Origin of the sequence: Hyphomonas sp., from assembly GCF_036964145.1 — a bacterium.
GTDB lineage: Bacteria > Pseudomonadota > Alphaproteobacteria > Caulobacterales > Hyphomonadaceae > Hyphomonas.
Genome location: NZ_JBALUC010000006.1, coordinates 1 through 21257, shown reverse-complemented (window position 1 = coordinate 21257; position 21257 = coordinate 1). Strand labels below are relative to the sequence as shown.

Genomic DNA, 21257 nt, shown 5'->3' with positions numbered 1-21257 from the left:
CTATTCCAACGCGACTGCGGGGGTCATCCCATATTCGTCCGGCATTTCTATTCCACCCAGGGCTCGATACGCTGCGATGGCCCGATTGGATGATTGAAGTCGGCTTTCGGCCAATTGATCTTCCGCCGTCAACAAAGTTCTCTGAGCTTCGAGCACATCCAGATAATCGTCTAGACCTTCTTCGAACCGCAAGCGTGCAAGCTCGATCGCGCGCTGCGCTGATGCCGCCGCTCTTTGCAGATCGTCGCGTCGCTTCAACTCATTCGTGTATTCCGAGAGAGCGGCTTCGACTTCGCTGAGCGCATTCAACACTGTCTGTTCATATTGCGCAATCACCGCCTCGCTGCGAGCGTCGGAAGCATCAATATTAGCCCGCACCCGCCTGAGGTCGGGCCCGGCCCACCTTATGGATGGACCAATTCCAAATCCGAAGCTCGTGAGGTCGCCGATGTCATTGGTATCATCAAAGAGCGCCAGCACGTTCGCGTTTACGGTTATCGTCGGGAACAAATCCGCACGCGCAGCTTCACCGAGTGCCAATTGGCGCGCTATCACCGCTTCAGCGCCGCGGATATCCGGACGGCGACGGACGAGGTCTTCAACCGATCCCGTCATGATCGCACCGCGATGTTCCGGGATGTCGGCGGCGCCAGCAACTAACTCACTCACGAGGCCGGAGGACGCATTCGCCGGCTGTGCGGTCAATGCGGCAAGCGCGCTTCTGGAGGACTGGATTGCAGCCTCATAACGAGGAAGCGAGGCCAGGGTTGTGCGATACTGCGCCTCTGCCCGCTCCATATCCAGCCGGGTTGCCCGACCATTCTCGAAGAGCGTCTGCAACAGATCCAATCCCTCGGACTGGGTCTCGGCATTCTTCCGGGCGACCGCAAGACGTCTTTGCGCCCCGCGTAATTGCACATAATTCCGCGCTGTTTCGCTCACAACGATCACCGCGATATCCCGGCGCGCCTGGCGAGCTGCTTCGATATCAAATTCCGCCGCAGCAATTTGGGCTTCAATTCGGCCGAAGGCGTCGAATTCCCAACTCGCGCCAAGCTCGCCCTGAACCGAGACATTCACATCCTGGCCCGAACGCGCAGTTCGCCCAATATCTCCATCGAGCGAGGTGAAGACAGAATAGCTCCGGTCAAGTCGAGCGCCCGAGGCGAGCGCTTCAGCAACACGTATGTTGGCTGCAGCCTGCTCAAGTGACTTGTTTGCGGACAATGACTGCTCGATCAGGACATCCAGCGTCGGATCGTCAAACTGTTTCCACCAGTCGACCTCGAGGCTCAGGCCCGCTGTCTCTGAGAGATATGCTCCCTCAACCGGGACTTCCGGCATCGTCGGACCGGAAGGCGCAGTGGCGCAGCCCACCAGAACAATGGCAGCAATACACATGGAAGCCGGATAATAGACACATCTCATAGGGGTCGTTTACCCTAGCGGGCCTTAGTATCCAGTTATAATTGACGGTTAAAGTCCTCACATCTTCGTTAGGCCCGATTATCGTGCAGGATTGAGAGACGGGCGTTGTCAGGCCTATTTTCCGATCTGTGGGTGGCCAGCTAGACCATCAGACAAATTTAAAAAGGTAGGGCCAGACGCCAAGGTGAATGATTCTGAATGTGTACGAAAGCGCACTACGCGAGCACTCTCGCGATCCTTGTTCCTCACAACGCTCCAGGATGCGACCATCACGATTGCAGAAAGACAGGCTACCGATCCTGCGAAAACAGCGAGCCCTCTGGGTGACAGGATCTCGCCCCCGCCATTTTGGATGAGCGGCGCAAGCGACAAGGCCAGAATGAAAGATGCAAGAGAACTGAACAGGAAGCGATAGCCCGCGAGCCGGCCACGCGCCTCACTTTGGCGAGTCACATGCGTCATCAATGCGTTATGAGGCAAATCGATCAGGGAATAGCTGGCCCGAAAGACCACGACGAGAAACGTGATCAGAAACGCACTGCCAGCACCAACAAGCGGCAATGTATAAAGCGCGAAAAAGCTCAACGCAGATAGGGGGGCACCGATCAGGATGAGCGGCCCATACCGCCCGATAGGGGTATGAAGCCTGTCTGCCAGAAACCCCACACAGGGGTCGAGCACCCCATCAACAACAAGAGAGCCAAGCAAGATGAGTCCTGCGAGCCACGGGTTCAACTCCAGCATATCCGTCATCACGAACAGAAGCGTGATCTCAGTGGTGCCCCACAGGATATTCTTCCCGAAGTTTCCGGAGGCGTATATCAACGGACGAGCATTAAATGCGACAGTCTCAGACAAACTCGAACCAGTCTCCGTGTTTTCCCGACGCGGCAGCGCGAGGCAGCAATCCATATCCTCCATCAGGCTGCAAAGAATCAACAGGATGAAGTCGCCACGGCCTGATGCGAACCGTCAGGTATCTGTCCCTCAATTCCGGCTCATCTGACAATGCCGTTAAGGGTACTGTTGCATTTGGCGACTGGAGACGGCGGCAGATTTTGGCCAGAAAATTGAGCTTCCGGCAAAACGGAGACGCGCTTGATCAGCGAAAGCCAGCACTGTGCGGGGCTTTCGGCGAAGGTGGGTGTAGTTTTCTCTGTTATGGGGTCCGGCTGGCGGAGAGAGAGGGATTCGAACCCTCGGAACCCTTGCGAGTTCACTAGTTTTCGAGACTAGCCTATTCAACCACTCTAGCACCTCTCCGCGGAGCCCGTGGACGGCTGCCTGCACTATATAATAAGCGGTCGACATGCAAGCACCTGAAATCGCCTGAAGATGACATTTGACAGCGCGCCCTGATTGGTGTTTACCCGCCGCTTCGAGCGCGGAACCGGCAACGGCTTCGCGCGCAATTCATTTCGCTTACCATTCCGGAAGGACGAGACCCATGTTCGCGGTCATCAAAACAGGCGGCAAGCAGTATAAAGTCGCGGAAGGTGATACGATCACCGTCGAAAAACTGGATACTGAAGCCGGTAAGGACGTAACCTTTGACACTGTGCTCATGCTGGGCAATGGCGACGACGTAACTGTTGGCGCCCCCCTGGTTGCCGGTGCAAGCGTTTTCGGTGAAGTCGAGGAGCAGACCCGCGGTGATAAAGTTATCATCCGCAAGAAGCGTCAGCGCCAGACCTATCGCCGTACGCAAGGCCACCGCCAGCACCTGACGGTCGTCAAGATCACTGGCATCAGCGCCGACGGCAAGAAGCCGGCCAAGAAAGCAGCCCCGAAGAAGGCGGCTGCTCCGAAGGCCGAGGCCCCTGCCACGGAAGCCGCTGCCCCAGCCGCCAAGCCGGAAGTCGATTCCCGCGGCCGTATCGCCAATCTCGAAGGCAAGCCGGACAATCTGAAGAAGATTTCGGGCGTCGGCCCCGTCCTGGAGAAAAAGCTCCACGAGGCTGGCATCTACTTCTTCTGGCAGGTCGCTGCCCTGAAAGAAGAGCAGATCACCGAACTGGAAGAAGAAATGAGCTTCCCGGGCCGCATCACTCGCGACGAGTGGGTCAAGCAAGCCGAAGAATTCGCCAAGGACGCATAAAGGCGTTATAAGCCTTTCATAGAGGATCAGGAGCAAACCATGGCTCATAAGAAATCAGGTGGTTCGTCCCGTAACGGCCGCGACTCAAACCCGAAATACCTTGGCGTCAAGAAATTTGGCGGCGAGCATGTCATTCCGGGAAACATCATCGTGCGTCAGCGCGGCACCCAGAAATATCCGGGCCGCGGCGTCGGCATTGGCCGTGACCACACACTCTTTGCCCTGTCCGAAGGCAAGGTGGAATTTTCGCGCAAGACGGGCGGCCGTCTTTACGTGAACATTGTACCGGTCGCGGAAGCAGCAGAATAAGCGGCTGACAGCACGGCCGCGGGATACGTGGCCGGATCGCTTCAGACGATCAGTTTCCAAGGGGAGGCAGGCCACTGCCTCCCCTTTATTTTGTCCTCCCCTGCCCGCTTGGTCCTCCTGGAAGGAGTTACGGCATGAGTACGGAAATCACGACAGACAGGCTGGTTCTGCGGCCGGTCCACGCCAGCGACGCAGGGCGGATCACGGATCTCGTCAATGATCCACGCATCTACCGCATGGTCTCCCGTATTTCTGCAAACCAGACCGTGGCCCAGACCCTGGCCTGGATTTCCAGCCATGAGGCAGGCCGGGGGGATGACACCAAACACCCCTATGCGATTGTCGAGGACGGGGAATTGGTCGGCGTGACCAGCGCGCACCGCGACGGGACATGGTTGCCGTTCGAGATCGGCTACTGGCTCTCGCCCGAGCGCTGGGGCAAGGGACTCATGACCGAAGCCACCGAGGCCCTGATGGGTTGGCTGAAACAGCGCGGCGAGCGCAGCTTCATCTCCGGCTATCTGGACGACAATCCAGCCTCCGGCCGGGTGCTGGAAAAGCTGGACTTCATGAAGGCAGGCCGGATGAATGTCTTCTGCCTCGGCCGCGGAGAAATGATCGGCCACGTCAATATGGCGCGCATCGACTGAAACACGTAAGAGTAGACCCATGAAATTCCTCGATCAGGCCAAAGTGTTCATCAAGTCCGGCGGCGGCGGCGCTGGCTGCGTCTCGTTTCGCCGTGAGAAATATGTCGAATATGGCGGCCCGAATGGCGGCGATGGCGGGCGGGGCGGCGATGTCTGGGCCGAAGCGGTCGAGGGACTCAACACGCTGATCGACTATCGTTACCAGCAGCACTACAAGGCCAAGCGCGGCGGCCACGGCATGGGCAAGGAACGCACCGGCGCGGGCGGTGACGACGCCGTGCTGAAACTGCCCGTGGGCACCCAGATTTTCGAGGAAGACCAGGAAACCCTGATCGCGGACCTGACCGAAGTCGGCCAGCGTGTCCTGCTTGCCGAGGGCGGCAATGGCGGCTGGGGCAATACAAGGTTCAAATCCTCAACCAACCAGGCCCCCCGCCGCGCCAATCCGGGCGAAGAAGGCGAAGAACGCTGGATCTGGCTGCGTCTGAAGCTGATCGCGGATGCGGGCCTGCTCGGTCTGCCGAATGCCGGCAAATCGACCTTCCTGAGCGTGGTAACCGCCGCAACGCCGAAGATCGCCGACTATCCCTTCACTACGCTGAACCCCGGTCTCGGCGTCGTCGATCTCGGCCCTGGCAGCCGGTTCGTGCTGGCCGACATTCCGGGCCTCATCGAAGGCGCGGCAGAGGGCGCAGGCCTTGGCCACCGCTTCCTCGGCCATGTCGAGCGCTGCAAGGTGCTGCTGCACCTGATCGACTGCACGCAGGACGATGTTGCGGGTGCCTACACGACCATTCGCAACGAGCTTGAGGCTTACAGTCCCGAACTGGCCCAGCGCCCGGAAGTGGTCGCGCTGAACAAGATCGATGCGCTCCTGCCCGAGCAGGTCGCAGAACAGGTCACCCAGCTGAAGACTGTCTATGACGGGGAGCCGCTCCTGATTTCAGGGGTCACACGCGTCGGCGTGAAGAAGGCCTTGTCGGAAGTTTCCCGCCATCTCGGCCTGATCGCCGAGGAAGAGAATGCCGGCGAGGACGCCGACTGGACGCCGCTCTAATGGTGGTGGTGATGCGGCTCGGTGTTGAACCGGCCGCACTTGCCGCACTTCACGATCACGCCGTGCGCATCATGGTGCGCCACGTTGACCAGCAGCTTCGTCTTGCACGATCCGCAGCGATAGGTTTCGTCGCCGCCACCTTCGCGGGCGGGCGACCCGGCAGTGTGTTCCACCACATCGGCGCCTTCGGCCTGGGCAGGGGTCAGCAGGATCATGTCGAATTGGGGCATTGCAGAAAACCTCGTCTTTTCAACTGTCGTGACGGTCAATCGCCCGGCTTGTCAACGGCTTCATTTTTGCTTCCGGCATTTGCCGCAGCAGTGTATCGCTCCGCCGGATGACTGAAACGCCTTTTGCCTCTGCCAAGCGTATTGTGGTGAAGACCGGCTCTGCCCTTGTCGCGGAGCACGGCGAGCCGCGCCATGCCTGGCTGGAGAAACTGGCATTCGATATTGTTTCACTGCGTTCCAGAGGGTTTCAAATCATTCTCGTTTCGTCCGGCGCGGTTGCATTGGGTCGCAAAAGTGTCGGCAATTCTGTTTCAAACCGTCTCGACCAGAAACAGGCCGCCGCGGCCATCGGCCAGTTGCGCCTGATGTCTGCCATCGGGCGAGCCTTCGAGCCGCATGATGTCACCATCGGCCAGGCCCTGCTCACGCTCGGCGACACGGAAAACCGCCGCCGCTGGCTGAACGCCCGCGCGACGCTGGAAACCTTGCTGGAAATCGGGACAGTTCCGGTCATCAACGAGAATGACACCGTGGCGACCGACGAGATCCGCTATGGCGACAATGACCGGCTGGCTGCGCGCGTCGCCCAGATGATGGGCGCGGATGTGCTGGTGCTCCTGTCGGATATTGATGGCCTCTACACGGCGGACCCGCGCGCGCATCCTGAGGCAACGCATATTCCCCGCCTCGACCAGCTGACCGCCGAACATGACGCAATGGCGACCGGCGCGAATGCCGAGGCGGGACTCGGCTCGGGCGGCATGGCGACCAAGCTCGCCGCCGCGCGGATTGCGCATGCGGCAGGCTGCTCCACGCTGATCACACTCGGCAACCGGGACCATCCGTTGCTTGCTATCGAAGACGGCGCGCGAGCGACGCTGATTTCCGCCGCCACCACGCCCGCCAATGCCCGCGCGGCGTGGCTTGCGGGCCACCTGACACCCGAGGGCTCAATCGAACTGGACGAAGGCGCGGCCAAGGCGCTGCGCAGCGGGGCGAGTCTGCTGGCCGTGGGGATCACGGCCGTCACCGGCACTTTCGAGCGCGGTGCAGCCGTCGCCCTGAACGCGCCCTCCGGCCAGATGGTCGGCAAGGGCGTCACCGCCTACAGCTCCGGCGAGATCGCCCGCGTCATCGGCCGTCACAGCGAAGATGTCGAAGCCATCCTTGGCTATCGCGGCCGCCCGGCCATCGTCCATCGCGACGATATGGTCCTGCTCCGCTAGGCCCGCCCGATGCAGGATATTCGCGCCGCCAACCCCGACGACATCGCAGCGCTGACAGAATTGGAACGGGCCTTTCCGGAAGAGGACCGTTTCTCGCAGCGAACCTGGGCGCGCCTGATGCGCGGGAATTCCACCATTCTTGTATCCGACGGAGACGGCGGACTCACCGGCGCCGCTGTCCTCCTGTTCCGGCGGACCAGCCGGGTCGCGCGGCTTTATTCCCTATCCGTCGCAGAAGCTGCGCGGGGGACGGGTCTTTCCGGCCGTCTGCTGGAGAAATGCGAAGACATTTCAAGGCAGCGAAGCTGCTGTACATTAAGGCTCGAAGTGCGCGAAACAAATAGCCGCGCAAAGCGTCTTTACGAACGCCATGGTTATCGCGTAATGGCGCGCGCCGCAGGCTATTATCCCGATGGGGAAGCCGCATTAAAAATGGAGAAGCCGCTCAGCGGTCTCTCAAGAGAGGTTCAATGACCGATTGGGTCGTACTCGTAGAATCCGCCAACGACATCTCCCAGGCTGAGACGCCCCACAAGGTGCTGAAGGTATCAGACTACATCACCAAGCCGGCGCTGTTTTCCGGGCGGCGGCCCTACATCCTGAATCTCTGCCGGTCCTATGGCTACCAGTCGGAAGGCTATTACGCCTCGCTGCTCGCAGAGGCGCGCGGCCACCGGGTCAGCCCCAGCGTCCAGACCATGGTCGAGCTGTCGGCCAAGGGACTCTACCGCCATGCCCTGCCCGATCTTGGCGAGCGCCTGCGCGAAGCCCATGCCAAGGGCGCGCCGGAGATCGAACGCCTGTTCGTGGCCTTCTCCAAGCCTGAAACGCCAGGCTATGAGCGCCTCGCCCGCGAAGTCTCCGACTGGTTCCGCGTGCCAGCGCTGGAAGTGGAACTGGACCCGAAATCGCCTCACGGCATTGGCCGTGTCCGGATGGTCCCGCCGCACAAGCTGAAAGGCGAACGCCGGGACTTCTTCCTCGAAGCGATGGAAGCCTATACCAGCGGCCGGATCAGCGAGCCGAAGACCAAGGCCCCCGCCAAATGGGCTCTGGCCGTGCTGGTCGACCCGCATGAGAAGACCGCGCCGTCAAAACCCTCCTCCATCAAGCGCCTCGCAGACGTTGCGGCCAAGATGGGCGTCGAAGTCGAGACCATCGAGCCGTCCGACCTGACCAGTCTTGCCGAGTTCGATGCGCTATTCATCCGCGCCACGACCCAGATCGACAATTACACCTACAAATTCGCCCGCCGGGCGGAACAGGAAGGCATGCCTGTCATCGACGACACGCAATCCATGATCCGGTGCACCAACAAGGTGTTCCTCAAGGAAATTCTTGAAAAGGCCGGCCTGCCCATTCCGCACACGCTCATTCTTGATGAAAAATCGGACCTTGCCTCCGTGTTCGAGACATTGGGTAATCCCGTTGTCCTGAAGACGCCGGACGGCTCCTTCGGCACCAACATGGTCAAGGCGCGCTCCCTCGACGAACTCCGCGCCGGCGCGAAGCACATGTTCAAGGACACGGCCCTGATCATCGCGCAGGAATTCGTGCCGACAAAGTTCGACTGGCGCATCGGGGTGCTGAATGGCGAACCGCTCTATGCCTGCCAATACCGCATGGCGCGTGGCCATTGGCAGATCGTCAAGCACGGCCCGGACGGCAAGACGAGCGAGGGCGGCTTCACCACCTTCCCGGTCGAGGATGCGCCGCCCGACGTGGTGGATGCAGCCGTGCGCGGCGCGCGCCTCATCGGCGACGGCCTGTATGGGGTTGATCTGAAGGAAACCGACAAGGGCGTCGTGATCATCGAGATCAATGACAATCCCTCCATCGACCATGATGTGGAAGGCGCCATCCTGAAGGACGAGCTGTGGCGGCGGATCATTTCCTGGTTTTCCACACGCCTCGAAGAGCGCATGGGCCGGGTCGCCTGAGACCTAGAAGCGGAATGCGCCGGAGATCAGCGAGTCATACCGGTCCTGCGTGAACGGCACATATTGGCGCCGGTCGGGATGGTACATCCATACCGGATCATCCACCCTGTCGGGATTGTAGCCATCCTTCATCAACTCGACCTTGCGGTATTTCATCGTGCCGGTCGTGTCGGCCTCGCGCTGGATCCGGATGAAGATCGGGATGGCATAGGCGGGCAGGCTTGAAGACAGCTCGTAATGCAGGCTTTCGAAGTCAACGTCCCCGTTGAGCGTGACCGCGGCCATGCCGGCTTTGCCATCCGTTCCCGGAATTTCGACCCCGTAGACATTCGCCGTGGCGATTCCGCCTGCGCGGATCATCGCGTCACTCACTTCGCTGGTCGAGACATTCTCTCCCTTCCAGCGGAAGGTGTCGCCAACCCGGTCAACGAAGTAGACATAGCCATTCTCGTCCTTGCGCATCAGATCCCCCGTCCGGAACCATTTGTCTCCGGGTTCGAACACGTTCCGGAGGATCTTCTTCTCCGTCGCCTTCGGGTCATGATACCCTGCGAACTCGAATTCGGTATCCGCAATACGCCCCAGCATTTCACCAGGCTCATTCGTCTCCGCGCGGATCACGAATCCATCTTCGCCGCGAACGACGTCTTCCGTTTCGAGATCAAACTTCACGAACTCGACATGGTCAAACCGGGCCTTGAGCCATTTCGGAATGCGCCCGACCGCACCCACGGTGCCGTCAATGCTCATCAAATTCACATTGCCATCCGTCGCGGCATAGAATTCCACGAGATGCGGAATATTGAACCGCTCGCGGAATTCCGTCCAGATTTCCGGACGCAGGCCGTTTCCGAACCCTGTCTGCAGCCGGTGCGCCCGTTCCTTTGGATGCGGCGGGCGATTGAGGAGGTAACGACACAGCTCGCCGATATAGACGATGGAGGTGACGCCTTCATCGACCACATCATCCCAGAAGGCACTTGCCGAGAATTTCCGGCGCAGGACGATGCTGGCCCCGCTCATCATGGCCTGGCCGACGCCGCAAATGCCGCCCGTCCCGTGATACAGGGGCAGCGTGATGTAGACCCGGTCTCGCGGGCCGGTATAGCAAGGCGCGATGAAGGTGCGCAGCATGATCTGGAGGCGGGAATTCGTGATCCGGGTCGCCTTGGGCAGACCCGTCGTGCCGGACGTGTAGATCAGCAGGCACATATCCTTGCCGCGCAGCTGCGCGCGCAATTCGCGCGACGGCCGGTCCGGCGAGAGATTGGGCATCATGGCCGCGATGTCTTCGCCGTGGGCGCCGCCCAGGGTCCAGACTTTCGGGGCATTTTCCATTCCAGCCGCGACGGAACAGACCGCCCGGTCCTGATGCGGGCCGGTAATCACATGAGTGGCCTCGGAAATGGCGAGGCAATGTTTCAGGGAGTCCCCTTCCAGATGCGTGTTCCCCAGGGCGGTGATGACGCCAACCTTGGCGAGACCGACCCAGATCGCGACATAGTCCGGGCAATTCTCCATGCAGAGCGCCACCCGGTCCCCGGCCTTGAGGCCGTGCGCGAGCGCCCAATGGGCCATCCGGTTCGCCTGGGCATCGAATTCGGCATAAGTGGTCAGCCCGCCCTCGAAGCGGAATGCAACATTGTCGGCATGCTTGTCGACGCTGTCCTCGAAATCATCGGCGACCAATTGCCGGGAGTCCGGCGTGACCTCTCCGATCAGCTTGTTCATCCGGATGGCCATGCGCAGGAAGTCCAGATCACGTTTCATTTGCGAAAAGGAATCATGAAAGGGCACGGCGGCGCGGAGAGAGGCAGCATTAACCATAATACCAGCCCATACCGGAATGTGGTGAACATGTTGTGACCAGAATCGACAAATTTGAAACTACAACGCGCACTTGCACAGTTTGCATCCATTCCTGCCTCTGCTAGCTCGTGCAGACGCAATTTGGAGACCCCTGCATGTCGGACCCCGTCGGAGACCTTCTTTCCCTGCTCGACATCGAGCGTCTGGAGCTGGACCTGTTCCGGGGCCAGAGCCCGGACGAGCGGGCCAGCCAGCGCGTTTTCGGCGGCCAGGTGATCGCCCAGTCTCTGGTCGCGGCCTACCGGACCGTGCCGGAAGCCCGGATGTGCCATTCCCTGCACGCCTATTTCATCCGTCCCGGCGACCCGAAAGTGCCGATCATTTACCAGGTCGACCATTCCCGCGATGGCGGCAGCTTCACCACGCGGCGTGTTGTGGCTGTCCAGCATGGCAAACAGATCTTCAACATGGCCGCCAGCTTCCAGACTGATGAGGACAGCTGGGAGCACCAGCACAAGATGCCCGATGTGCCCGGCCCCGAGGGCCTGAAGGATCTGCGCGAGCGCCGCATGGAGATCGCAGACCGCCTGCCCGAAGCCCTGCGCGAGGATTTCGCCCGCGAACGCGACATCGAGATCCGGGATGTTTCCCCGCTGGACCTGATCCATCCGGAAATTGCAGATGATCATCACAATATCTGGTTCCGGGTCAGCCGGCCGATCGACGTGCCCCCGGCCCTGCATCATTGCCTTCTGGCCTATGCCTCCGACATGAGCCTGCTCAGCTCCAGCTACCGCCCGCACGGCATTACCTGGCTGAATCACAAGGAACTCATGTCCGCCAGCCTCGACCACGCCATGTGGCTGCACGGGCCGATCAAGTTCGACGAATGGCACCTCTATTCCATGGACAGCCCATTTGCCGGAAAAGGCCGCGGATTCAATCGCGGCATGATCTTCAACATGGCTGGAGACCTCGTCGCGAGTGTGGCGCAAGAGGGTCTTGTGCGGCGCTTACGGCCAAAAGACTGAATTCACAGCCGAAAGGGGCTTGCGCCGTAGCGCGACCTCATTATTACGGGAGTCCGGAGCGTAGCGCAGCCTGGTAGCGCATCTGGTTTGGGACCAGAGGGTCGGAGGTTCGAATCCTCTCGCTCCGACCATTTTCTCAGCGGGCAAACCGCCCGTACTTGTTGAGATTTCCCTGTAAATACCAGCCCCTCCACGCGGAAGTCGCACCTTTCTGCTTTGCGGCCAAATCGGACAAAGCCGGACAAATTCCGACTTCCCGAGGTGGCTTATTGGTGGCTCAGAGGTGGCTTGGGTGGCACAGGGCTTGAAAGCCACCGTCTTCAGACTCGAAAGAGAGCAAGAAGACATGGCCAATAACAGACTCAAACTCACCCAAACCAATGTTCAGCGCCTTATCAGGGCGCATGACGGGACAAAAAAGGTGCGCCACTGGGACACTGAGGTCCCGAAACTGTTTCTGGCCATCACGCCGAAGGGGAGCGCAGCCTACAAGCTCCAGATTGTGAAACCCGACGGCAGCAAGACAGACGCGAAACTGATCGCCGCAAATGACGGCTCTCCCGAAATTGCCCGCGCCATGGCCATGAAAGAATTAGGCCGGATGGCGATGGGAGAAGCAGACCTGGTCACCCGCAAACGGAAAACCAAGGAAGCGGCCGAGAAGGAAAAGACTTCCACGTTTGCCGCCCTGGCCACCCGGTTCATGGCGACGCCCGAGAAATCCCCACCTCGGGTCAAGCAACGCACCTATGATGAACGCGACAGGCTACTGAGAGTCCATATCCTGCCTTCGCTTGGGGAAGAACAATTCCGACAGATTACCAGGGCGCAGGTCCGCGAATTGGTGAGGTCGATCCAGGCCGAAGCCGCAAAACACCCGCGCGCCAGGGAAGGCAGCAATCCCGGCGCAAAACTCGCCAATGAATGCCAGGGTGTTATCCGTGCGGTGTTCAACTGGGCCATCGAAGAAGAACTGGCAGATATGAACCCGGCCACCTTCCGGAAACTGTTCAAGGACACACCCGACAAACGCTCCCAGATGCCTGACGGGGCGCTGAAGCTCATGTGGGACGCATTGAACGAAGAACTGCGACGCGACGAGGGACGCCACGGCTGGGGATCCGCGCTGGCCATCATGCTACATGCCCACACCTTGCAAAGGCCCGCCGAAATTGTTGCTGCCCGGCGCGACCAGTTCGACTGGACGCCCGGAAAAGAGATGTGGCGCATCCCCGCCGGACAGACAAAAACGAACGAGGTTTACGAGGTACCCCTGTCACCTCAGGCCGTCGCCCTGCTCCGCGAGGCCCTTTCGAAGCACAATCTGCCTTGGGTGTTTCCAAACAAGGCCAGCGATGACCACATTCGTCACGATGGCCCAAAGCAGCGCTGGATGAGGGTACGCAACAAGCTGGTCGCGGAGGCCCGGAAAGTCGATGAGCCCTGCCCGCTCGACGGCGTTCAACTCTATGACTGCCGGCGCCTCGGTCGGACCCTTCTGGTTCGAGAACTCGGCGTGTCACCCGCGATTGCCGAGGCGTGTATCAACCACGCGCCCGACCGAACGATGCGCACGCGCTATGATGTAGGAGACAGTATAGGCGATGTTCGTCAGGCAATGGAGTTGTGGGGTGACGAAGTGGAACGGCTTGTGGGTAATCTTTCGTCGAATGGCGCTATCGGCCATTCCGATAAATGTTCGACGGCAGGCTAAAAGTGGCGGTGACAATGTCGAAGTATGATTTCCAAACAGACGACAAGAGGCCAACTCCCTTCAAGCACCTACTCGCGGAGCCAGAAGCCCCACACAACCAATTGTTTTTATTGTGTTATCTGGATTTCAAGACGATTTCGCCCCACGAACTGAGCTGGTCCCAGCAAACTGAACAGTGAGCTAAGGTATATCCCGAACGAGTAAGGGATATCCAACATGGGACGAAAGAGACGCAAGTTCACCGACAATTTCGAGGCGCAGGTGGCGCTTGAGGCGCTGCGCGGAGATCGCACGATCCAGGAGATTGCGGCGAGGCATAATGTGCTGCCGACACAGGTGAGTGCCTGGAAGAAGCAAGCTGTTGAAGGAATGGCGGACGTGTTTGCCAAGGGCGGCGGCAATGACGACCGGGAGGCCGAGGTTAAAGAGCTCCACGCCAAGATCGGGAGGTTGGCGGTCGAGAATGATTTTTTAGCCAAAGGGCTCAAGCTATGAGCCCCGGCGACCGACGCGACATGATCGAACCCGATCACCCGAAGTTGAGCCTGAGCGCGCAGTGCCGCGTGCTGAACATCAGCCGGTCAACGCTCTACTACCGGCCGCTGCCGGCGAGCGAAGAGACATTGGCGTTGATGAAATCGATCGACAAGCTGTTCACAAAGTATCCGTTCTTCGGCAGTCGCCAGATCGCGGTCAGCCTGGCGCGGGATGGCGTCAAAGCCGGTCGCCACCGTGTCCGCCGCCTGATGCGACTGATGGGCCTGGAGGCAGTATACAAGCGGCCAAAGACGAGCCAGCCGCATCCGGCCCATCCGGTCTTCCCTTATCTTCTGAAGGGGATGGAGATCACGCGTCCCAATCAGGTTTGGTGTTCCGACATCACCTTCATCCCCGTCAGCCGGGGTTATCTCTACCTCGTCGCCATCATGGACTGGGCAACGCGCAAGGTGCTCAGCTGGCGGGTGTCCAACACCATGCATGCGGACTTTTGCATCGATGCGCTGAAAGAGGCCATCGAGAAATATGGCCGCCCGAGATCATGAATACGGATCAGGGAAGCCAGTTCACCGGGTCAGACTGGATCACCACGCTAACCAGCGCCCGGGTGCGCGTCAGCATGGATGGACGCGGGCGCTACCTGGACAATATCTTTATCGAACGGCTCTGGCGGTCCCTCAAATACGAAGCGGTATATCTGCAGGACATTGCTGACGGCTTTGCTGCTCAGCGCGTCGTCGATGACTGGATCAACTTCTACAACCAAGAGCGGCCTCACGCCGCCCTTGGCAAGGCGACACCGAACGAGGCATATGGAGCGATAAACGAACTCAAGAAAGCGGCCTGATCAATAACCCGGATATGCCTTAGCAAGGCCGGAAAACTGTGCAGGAAAACAGGACCAGCTCACCTTGCCGCTGCCCGATTGCGACACGTCGCCGGAACCGAGGGGAGCAAACGAAGGTACATGAACATGCAGCTGCTACTCGAGATAAAACTTCAACCCAATGGAACCGCCGTCGCATGATCGAAAGTGCGAAAGATTCTGGACACTACCCTGATCCGCCCATGGATCTCAGCGCGCTTGTCCTTCAGGGACTGGACGATGAGTGACTCTGCCATAGCCAACATCATCTCGCACAGGCAGACGACGGACAATCGGAAACATGGTGCATCTGCTGCCTAAGACCGAGTGTCTGAACGAGCATCTCTTCGATAGTCTCGGCGATGCCCGGCGTATCATCGAAGCCTGGGCGAATCGACTACAACCACCACCGGCCTCACACCGCGCTTGGCAGACTTACTCCGCTGCCTTAATCCGCTCACCACCGCAGATCTCGGCCCGGCTCGCTAGAGCGTCGCGGTGGCTCTGCTCGCCGGGCTTTGACCTCAAACCAATCAACGACAACAAAGACGAACAGACTCTCCGAATGATCTTCCCTGCACACGAGGCTGAGTCACTAAAGCCAGACGGCGCGACAATACCGGCTCATGTGGCTCAGACTGGCGAACAATTGAGGAAGGCAGGCACGGATGACAAGCGGTACTTGTTACCATGATTTCGAAACTGTTACTCCGTACAATGCCGGTTCCGTCAAAAACACATTGCTATAAAGCCCAGGGCTGTCGTCCTGCAAATAGGCTCCTGTGATCACCTCTTCATCAAACAGGTTCTTTGCAAATGCTGTGATTTGGAAGCCTGTGTCATCATTCGCCAAGACAAGGGAGAGATTGACATTTTCCCAGCTGGAAAGTTCGTCGCGCGGAACATTCCAGATACGAGTAAAGCTTTCCGTCTGATAGTAATAATCGCCGCGGATTGTCAGATCCCAGCTACTGTCGGCGAGAGATGGAAAAGTATACTCCGCTGCCAAGTTTAGCGTAGTATCTGGAGAACCCGGCAGATTGTTGTCTCTGAGGTCTTTATTGATGCCGTCGAATGGCGTCAATGCGCCGACTGTGCGGGATGAGCCATCTCCATCGACATAGGACACATTCCCCAACCCGAACGCCGCCTCCTGACCGGCAAAGCTGCCAAGACACAGCCCAGCGGTAGAGCCCGTGCCAAGTTGTCCGGCCTCGATTGCGCCCAGTATAGTTGCATACCCTTCTGCGGACACTACACAGTTCGAATAGTTTGCCGGGTTCTTCAAAACCACGAAATCGGAGTTGCCGACCGTGCGATCAAGGACGTCAATTGCGAAAACATCAACCAGCTTAGATTCGAGCAAACCAATATTTGCAGACAGCAGCCAGTTGTCTCCAGGAGCCCAAAGATACTCAATCTCTAGGCCATATAACTCAGCATCGACATTGAAATTCACCGATGAGCGGTTGATCACCTGAGTGATCTGGTAATCCGTATAGTCATAGTAGAAGCCAGCAAGATTAAGTTGCTGTGTGTCTCCTGCAAACCGATTCTTGGTTCCGATTTCATATGCATTGATGAACTCTGGTTCAAAAGTTGATGGAAATGCGTTGGCATTTTCCGATGGCTGCGGTGGGTTTATGCCACCCCCCTTGTAACCGCGGGAGTAAAAGCCATACAGAAGTGTGTCATCTGTGAACGATATATCCGGTGTCCAATCAAATCCCGCACGACCTGTGATCTCTTCAAACTCAACCTCGAAAATTCCGTCAACGTTACCGTCCAAATCTGTTTCTGTCGCCGGGTCCGGAACCGGAGCCAATGGGTCCGGGCGGACGATATCAGGCGTGAAGAGATAGGTCGGAATGTTCTTTTGCGACTTTTTATCCCTCGTGTAACGCAACCCGAGGGTGAAGGTCAACTCATCGCTCATATCATAGTATGCTTCCCCGAAGAGCGCTGTCGACTGTAACTCATAAGGGGCAACCGTCCGGAAGTAATTTCTTCCTAAGCCGTTGAGTGAATTTCCGATATTTGTGTCGCCATCTACATTGGACTCATCAAGGCTTCCTGAGAAAGGAACCCCCGGTATCACTGGTGGTCCACCTGCAGCAAGTGATGCGTTGTGTAATTGCAGCAGACCGGTTAGCGCATTGCTTATGAAGTAGTATCCATCGATTACATCGTCATTGCCAGCTTCATAATCCATATAGATGGCACCGAGATTGAAATTTAATGGGCCACTGAAATCCGACTGTAGTCGCAGTTCCTGAGTAAATGCCTCTGTTGTCTCACCGGATGGATCCGCCACCGTGTAAAAGTTCGAGGGGCCGATCTGCGGGTCACTGACGACGCCGCCAGGAAAAACTGAATTATAGAGATCGACTTGGGGGTCTATCCCTGGTGGAATTTCTGACAAATCATTGAAGGTGATTGTGGGCTCGACTTTGGAGACATCCTCAACAGAGAATACGGATGTTTCATTGAAACTCGACAATGAAGTCAATTTCAGGACATCATTGATGTCCCATGACAGACTAAGTGTCCACAAATCCTGCTCGGCTTGATAGAATGGATCGAATCCTGCCGCAATTGTTCGCATGTCCTGAATGGCTGGTGCCGTGAATGCATCTCCATTTAACAACCCGACCTGAACCGCTAGTCCGCCAGCCAGAGTCGCAACCGAATTGACAGTATCGCGAGACTCGTCAAGCGGCGCACTCAGACAGCCCTGAGACGTGAAAATCTGATCTTCAAAGGCGATGGGAATGCCCGCAAAGCTAGTATCTAGAGGGTCTTTCCGGCAAAGCTGTTTGCCCGAGCGTAGACGCGCATCCTCTTCCTCAAAATGTTCATACAAGAGCCACCCGCGAAATGAGTTAGTCGGCTCAAATCCAAGAGTGGCCCGGATTGACCACAAGTCCCGGTCGTCAATATCGTTGCCGGTGACAATATTATCGACGTACCCGTCGCGCTGCGTGAGAGATCCGGCAACTCGGAGGGCAACCCTTTCTCCTACTGGCAAATTTACCATGCCGTTAGCTTTTACTGAATTGTAGTTCCCGTAAGTCAGCGCGGCGTCTGCGTGGAATTCTTCGAAGACCGGCTTGGCGGTAATCAAGTTGAACACACCTCCATTAGCATTTCGGCCATAGAGTGTTCCTTGCGGCCCACGGAGAATCTCAACCCGCTCTGTGTCAAAAAATTCCGACTCGAAGAGTCTGTTTGATTGAAGGGGGACGTCGTTCTGGTGTATGCCCACCCCGGCATCACCGGACGTCGCCACTACATCCACTCCTATGCCTCTGATTTTGAGGTTGAAGCCGGTAAATTGTCCTTTGGTGAACGACAGGTTCGGCACGGCTTTTGTGAGATCTGGACCACCAGCTATCTGGAGTCTGTCAATTGCCTCCTCATTAAAAGCAGAAACGGCTATTGGTACGTTCTGAAGCGACTCTGAAGTTTTCTGAGTCGTGACAACAACTGACTGCAGTGTTCTCACATTGTCTTCTTCTTGAGCTTCGGCTGCTAGCACAATGCTCGAAACTGATACGGTTGTATATAGAAATACTGTCCATGCCAATCGCGTTACAATCATAGTTTCCTCCCTGATCACATCCCGTCTGGTGCGGGTTAGCGGATCATGGTACGAAATCTTACCATATGCAAGCCGACGAAATGCCTGAGCCTTTAGAGTCTGAATCAAAATGCTCATTCATAAAATTGCTCTGAGACCCAAGTCTGGACCATTGCCGGTTAGAGTTTTCCGGCCTTTTCACGATGGCGGACTGGTTACGCCTGCGTGATTGATCAGTGCGGCCGGGGGTTTGTTTCCGATCGCGCTATGAGGTCTTACCGTATTGTAGATGGAGTGGATGGCTCCTGCTCCCACCGCCGAAGTACGGCATTATGCAGTTCCATCAAGACTGCGCATGAAAGGAGCCACCCAATGCAAGTCACCACAATCGGCCTGGATCTGGCCAAGAACATTTTTCAAGTACACGGCGTTTCCGAGGACGGAACTGTTCTGTTTAACCGGTCGCTTCGTCGCGCGCAGTTGCTGCGGTTCTTCGAACTGCAACCAGCCTGCCTTGTCGGCATGGAAGCTTGCGCCACGAGTCACTATTGGGCACGTGAGCTGACCGCTCTCGGACATGAGGTGCGGTTGATGCCACCCAACTATGTGAAGCCATACGTCAAGCGTGGAAAATCTGACGCGGCAGATGCAGAAGCGATTTGCGAAGCGGTCACCCGCCCAACAATGCGAACCGTTCCCGTCAAATCGGCCAATCAACAGGCGCTTCTTTGTCAGCATCGTACCAGGGAGCTGCTGGTCGGCCAACGAACACAGCTATCCAATGCCATTCGCGGACTGCTTGGCGAGTTCGGCGAGACGATCAGAAAAGGTGCAACCTGTGTTCGGGAGTTTGCTGAATCCGTAAGTGGGGGGATGCGCCTTGATCTCCCTGAACTGGCACAAGACGTAATCGTATCCTTATGCTGTCAACTTCTCTCGGTTCAGCAGGAGATTGCGCGACTTGAGAAGAGCATATTTGCGGCGGCTCGGACCGATCACCGGATTCGACTTCTGAAGACAATTCCTGGCGTGGGACCGATCACAGCTTCAGCAATCGTAGCAACGATAGGGTCAGCCGATTTGTTCAGAAGCGGGAGAGACTTGGCGGCCTGGATCGGCCTGACACCCTTAAACAAGTCATCGGGCGGAAAGGAGCGACTCGGCGGCATCTCCAAAAAGGGCGACCGATACCTGAGAAAACTACTGGTCGTCGGTATGACGTCGCGAATTGCGGCCGCCAAGGCCCATCCGGAAAAGGCGGACCCGTGGGTTGTCAGCATACTCCAGAGAAAACCTGCGAGACTTGCAACTGTTGCCATTGCCAACAAAACGGCCCGGATTATTTGGGCCGTGCTTTCCCGCAATGAGCCTTTCAGGGCAACCGCAAAAGCCTAAACCTTCGAGACAGCACACAAACACCAGAGACTTGCGAGGACGATGAATAGTGATGGCAATCCGGGTCGCCCGGGAATCGAGACAACCCGCGTGGAGACAAGGACTTCAACTGTCCGCGTTGTAGAATGGGACTCGGTTCGCGGAAACCATCAGGGCCAGCGACACCAACGTTGCGTTAACAGGCCGGACACAAGTCAGCTTCCGACCAAGGCTTGCCGAAACGAAAAAATCCCTTGCAACGCAGGAGCCATCCACACAAGTCTCCACGCCAACACTCCAGCTTTTCGCGCGCATCTGACAGGCTCATGAACCAGTTTGCGGACAGGCATTCGGCGCGTAGTCGACCATTGAACGCCTCGATGAAGGCGTTATCCGTCGGCTTGCCCGGCCTGGAGAAGTCCAGCGTCACACCGTTCGCATAGGCCCACAGATCGAGATCGCGAGAGATGAACTCCGAGCCCTGGTCCACGCGGATCATCTTCGGATAACCAGTCTGAGCACAGATCCGCTCCATCGTCTGAACGACATCTTCGCCGCGATAGCTGTATCTCGCGTCGATGGCAGGAACATATTTGGACCATGTGTCGACGACCGTCAGGATGCGGAACTTACGACCGGTCGCGAGCTGGTCATGAACAAAATCCATCGCCCACACCTCAAGCGGAGATACCGCCTCCTTGCGATCGCGAATGAGTTTGGCCCTGACCTTTCGCTTCGGGTGCTTGTTGCGCAACTGCAGGCCCAACTCATTGTAAAGCCGGCGTACTTTCTTCTGGTTCACAAACCATCCCTCCCGCCTCAGCATGACGTGGACGCGCCGATAGCCATACCGAACACGTGTCTCGCAGATATCCTTAATGCGCTCTTTCAACGCGGCCTGATCGGGTCGCCGAGAGCGGTAGTGGAAGGTGGACGTGTCGAGCAGCAGATTGCTGCAGGCCCTCCGGATCGATATGCCCCATTCCTGAACCGCCTCTTTGACAAGCTCCCGCTTGCGACCAGGCCTTACGTCTTTCGTTTCAGGACGTCCTGCAGCATCTCCTTGTCGAGGGACAAGTCGGCGACGATCCGCTTCAGACGCGCATTCTCGTCTTCGAGCTCTTTCAGCCGCCGCATCTCCGACGGCATCAGGCCGCCATAGCGTTTCTTCCAGTTGAAGTAGGTCGCCTGGCTGATCCCCGCCTTTCGACAGATCTCTGCCACCGGAATCCCGGCTTCACCCTGCTTGATGATAAACGCCTTTTGCGCGTCCGTGAACTTCGATGCTCGCATCGTCTCGTCTCCGCCCAGCCAGGTTCCAGAATACCGGAAACTCCAACCAAAAACGATCCAGTTTGTTGGGGGCAGAGCAAAATCAGGCTCTTGCAAGCCTTCGCGTTGCGATACGGATATGGGCGATGAAGAGCCAGGCGATGGCGCTTTCGAGG

The 21257-nt window shown here is 57.9% G+C and carries 16 protein-coding genes, 2 tRNA genes and 2 pseudogenes; 13 read left to right on the top strand and 7 right to left on the bottom strand.

Going from position 1 to position 21257, the window contains the following annotated elements; translation table 11 throughout:
- The 3 genes from V7660_RS16255 to V7660_RS16245 all read right to left on the bottom strand — a co-directional run bounded on the left by V7660_RS16255 (position 1) and on the right by V7660_RS16245 (position 2691).
- Entirely contained in the window at positions 1 to 1401 is a 1401-nt protein-coding gene (locus tag V7660_RS16255) for a TolC family protein (protein ID WP_335604100.1), read from the bottom strand.
- Positions 1402 to 1542: 141 nt separating this feature from the next.
- On the bottom strand, positions 1543 to 2286 hold the full coding sequence (locus tag V7660_RS16250; protein WP_335604099.1) for an MFS transporter: 744 nt from the start codon (positions 2284 to 2286) through the stop codon (positions 1543 to 1545).
- Positions 2287 to 2601: 315 nt separating this feature from the next.
- Positions 2602 to 2691, bottom strand: a tRNA-Ser gene (locus V7660_RS16245).
- A 184-nt stretch (positions 2692 to 2875) separates the two neighbouring features.
- Here V7660_RS16245 and V7660_RS16240 point away from each other — a divergent pair.
- The 4 genes from V7660_RS16240 (at position 2876) to obgE (ending at position 5542) form a co-directional block, all read left to right on the top strand.
- A complete protein-coding gene (locus V7660_RS16240; protein WP_335604098.1) occupies positions 2876 to 3526 on the top strand; it encodes a 50S ribosomal protein L21 in 651 nt (216 codons plus the stop codon).
- A 39-nt stretch (positions 3527 to 3565) separates the two neighbouring features.
- Positions 3566 to 3835, top strand: coding sequence for a 50S ribosomal protein L27 (rpmA, locus tag V7660_RS16235; protein ID WP_335604097.1), 270 nt, complete (start codon positions 3566 to 3568; stop codon positions 3833 to 3835).
- 134 nt (positions 3836 to 3969) lie between these two features.
- Entirely contained in the window at positions 3970 to 4485 is a 516-nt protein-coding gene (locus tag V7660_RS16230) for a GNAT family N-acetyltransferase (RefSeq protein ID WP_335604096.1), read from the top strand.
- A gap of 19 nt (positions 4486 to 4504) precedes the next feature.
- On the top strand, positions 4505 to 5542 hold the full coding sequence (gene obgE, locus V7660_RS16225; protein ID WP_335604095.1) for a GTPase ObgE: 1038 nt from the start codon (positions 4505 to 4507) through the stop codon (positions 5540 to 5542).
- Here the strand turns inward: obgE and V7660_RS16220 are convergent.
- Positions 5539 to 5772 (bottom strand): hypothetical protein, encoded by a 234-nt coding sequence (locus V7660_RS16220; RefSeq protein WP_335604094.1) that lies wholly within the window; start codon positions 5770 to 5772, stop codon positions 5539 to 5541. The two genes, obgE and V7660_RS16220, sit on opposite strands and share 4 nt — an antisense overlap.
- Positions 5773 to 5879: 107 nt before the next feature.
- Here V7660_RS16220 and proB point away from each other — a divergent pair, with 107 nt between their 5' ends.
- Genes proB through V7660_RS16205 form a run of 3 tightly spaced genes read left to right on the top strand, consistent with a single transcriptional unit; the run spans position 5880 to position 8938 of the window.
- Entirely contained in the window at positions 5880 to 6998 is a 1119-nt protein-coding gene (gene proB, locus V7660_RS16215) for a glutamate 5-kinase (RefSeq protein WP_335604093.1), read from the top strand.
- Positions 6999 to 7007: 9 nt separating this feature from the next.
- The gene (locus tag V7660_RS16210) at positions 7008 to 7472 is read left to right on the top strand and encodes a GNAT family N-acetyltransferase (RefSeq protein WP_335604092.1); all 465 of its coding nucleotides are present in this window, start codon (positions 7008 to 7010) and stop codon (positions 7470 to 7472) included.
- A complete protein-coding gene (locus V7660_RS16205; RefSeq protein WP_335604091.1) occupies positions 7469 to 8938 on the top strand; it encodes a RimK family protein in 1470 nt (489 codons plus the stop codon). The genes V7660_RS16210 and V7660_RS16205 overlap by 4 nt, the downstream gene beginning before the upstream one ends.
- Positions 8939 to 8941: 3 nt before the next feature.
- Here the strand turns inward: V7660_RS16205 and V7660_RS16200 are convergent, their stop codons facing one another.
- Positions 8942 to 10765 (bottom strand): long-chain-acyl-CoA synthetase, encoded by a 1824-nt coding sequence (locus V7660_RS16200; protein ID WP_335604090.1) that lies wholly within the window; start codon positions 10763 to 10765, stop codon positions 8942 to 8944.
- Positions 10766 to 10902: 137 nt separating this feature from the next.
- Here V7660_RS16200 and V7660_RS16195 point away from each other — a divergent pair, with 137 nt between their 5' ends.
- The 5 genes and pseudogenes from V7660_RS16195 to V7660_RS17300 all read left to right on the top strand — a co-directional run bounded on the left by V7660_RS16195 (position 10903) and on the right by V7660_RS17300 (position 15307).
- Complete coding sequence (locus V7660_RS16195; RefSeq protein WP_335604089.1) at positions 10903 to 11778, top strand: acyl-CoA thioesterase; 876 nt, start codon at positions 10903 to 10905, stop codon at positions 11776 to 11778.
- 54 nt (positions 11779 to 11832) lie between these two features.
- Positions 11833 to 11909: transfer RNA gene (locus tag V7660_RS16190), tRNA-Pro, on the top strand.
- 215 nt (positions 11910 to 12124) lie between these two features.
- Positions 12125 to 13492 carry a tyrosine-type recombinase/integrase gene (locus V7660_RS16185; protein WP_335604088.1) on the top strand — a complete coding sequence of 456 codons (1368 nt, stop codon included), beginning with the start codon at positions 12125 to 12127 and terminating at the stop codon, positions 13490 to 13492.
- 216 nt (positions 13493 to 13708) lie between these two features.
- Positions 13709 to 14837, top strand: a pseudogene (locus V7660_RS16180) (IS3 family transposase).
- Positions 14838 to 15217: 380 nt separating this feature from the next.
- Positions 15218 to 15307, top strand: coding sequence for an integrase core domain-containing protein (locus V7660_RS17300; RefSeq protein ID WP_442910058.1), 90 nt, complete (start codon positions 15218 to 15220; stop codon positions 15305 to 15307).
- A 233-nt stretch (positions 15308 to 15540) separates the two neighbouring features.
- On the opposite strand, the gene V7660_RS16175 is transcribed toward V7660_RS17300, so the two are convergent.
- Positions 15541 to 18456, bottom strand: a complete 2916-nt coding sequence (locus tag V7660_RS16175) for a TonB-dependent receptor (protein ID WP_335604087.1) — start codon at positions 18454 to 18456, stop codon at positions 15541 to 15543.
- Between the two features lie 351 nt (positions 18457 to 18807).
- Between V7660_RS16175 and V7660_RS16170 the strand changes: the two genes are divergently transcribed.
- Complete coding sequence (locus tag V7660_RS16170; RefSeq protein WP_335604086.1) at positions 18808 to 19830, top strand: IS110 family transposase; 1023 nt, start codon at positions 18808 to 18810, stop codon at positions 19828 to 19830.
- A 259-nt stretch (positions 19831 to 20089) separates the two neighbouring features.
- Here the strand turns inward: V7660_RS16170 and V7660_RS16165 are convergent.
- Positions 20090 to 21102, bottom strand: a pseudogene (locus V7660_RS16165) (IS3 family transposase); the annotation flags it as partial.
- Positions 21103 to 21257: the final 155 nt, after the last annotated feature.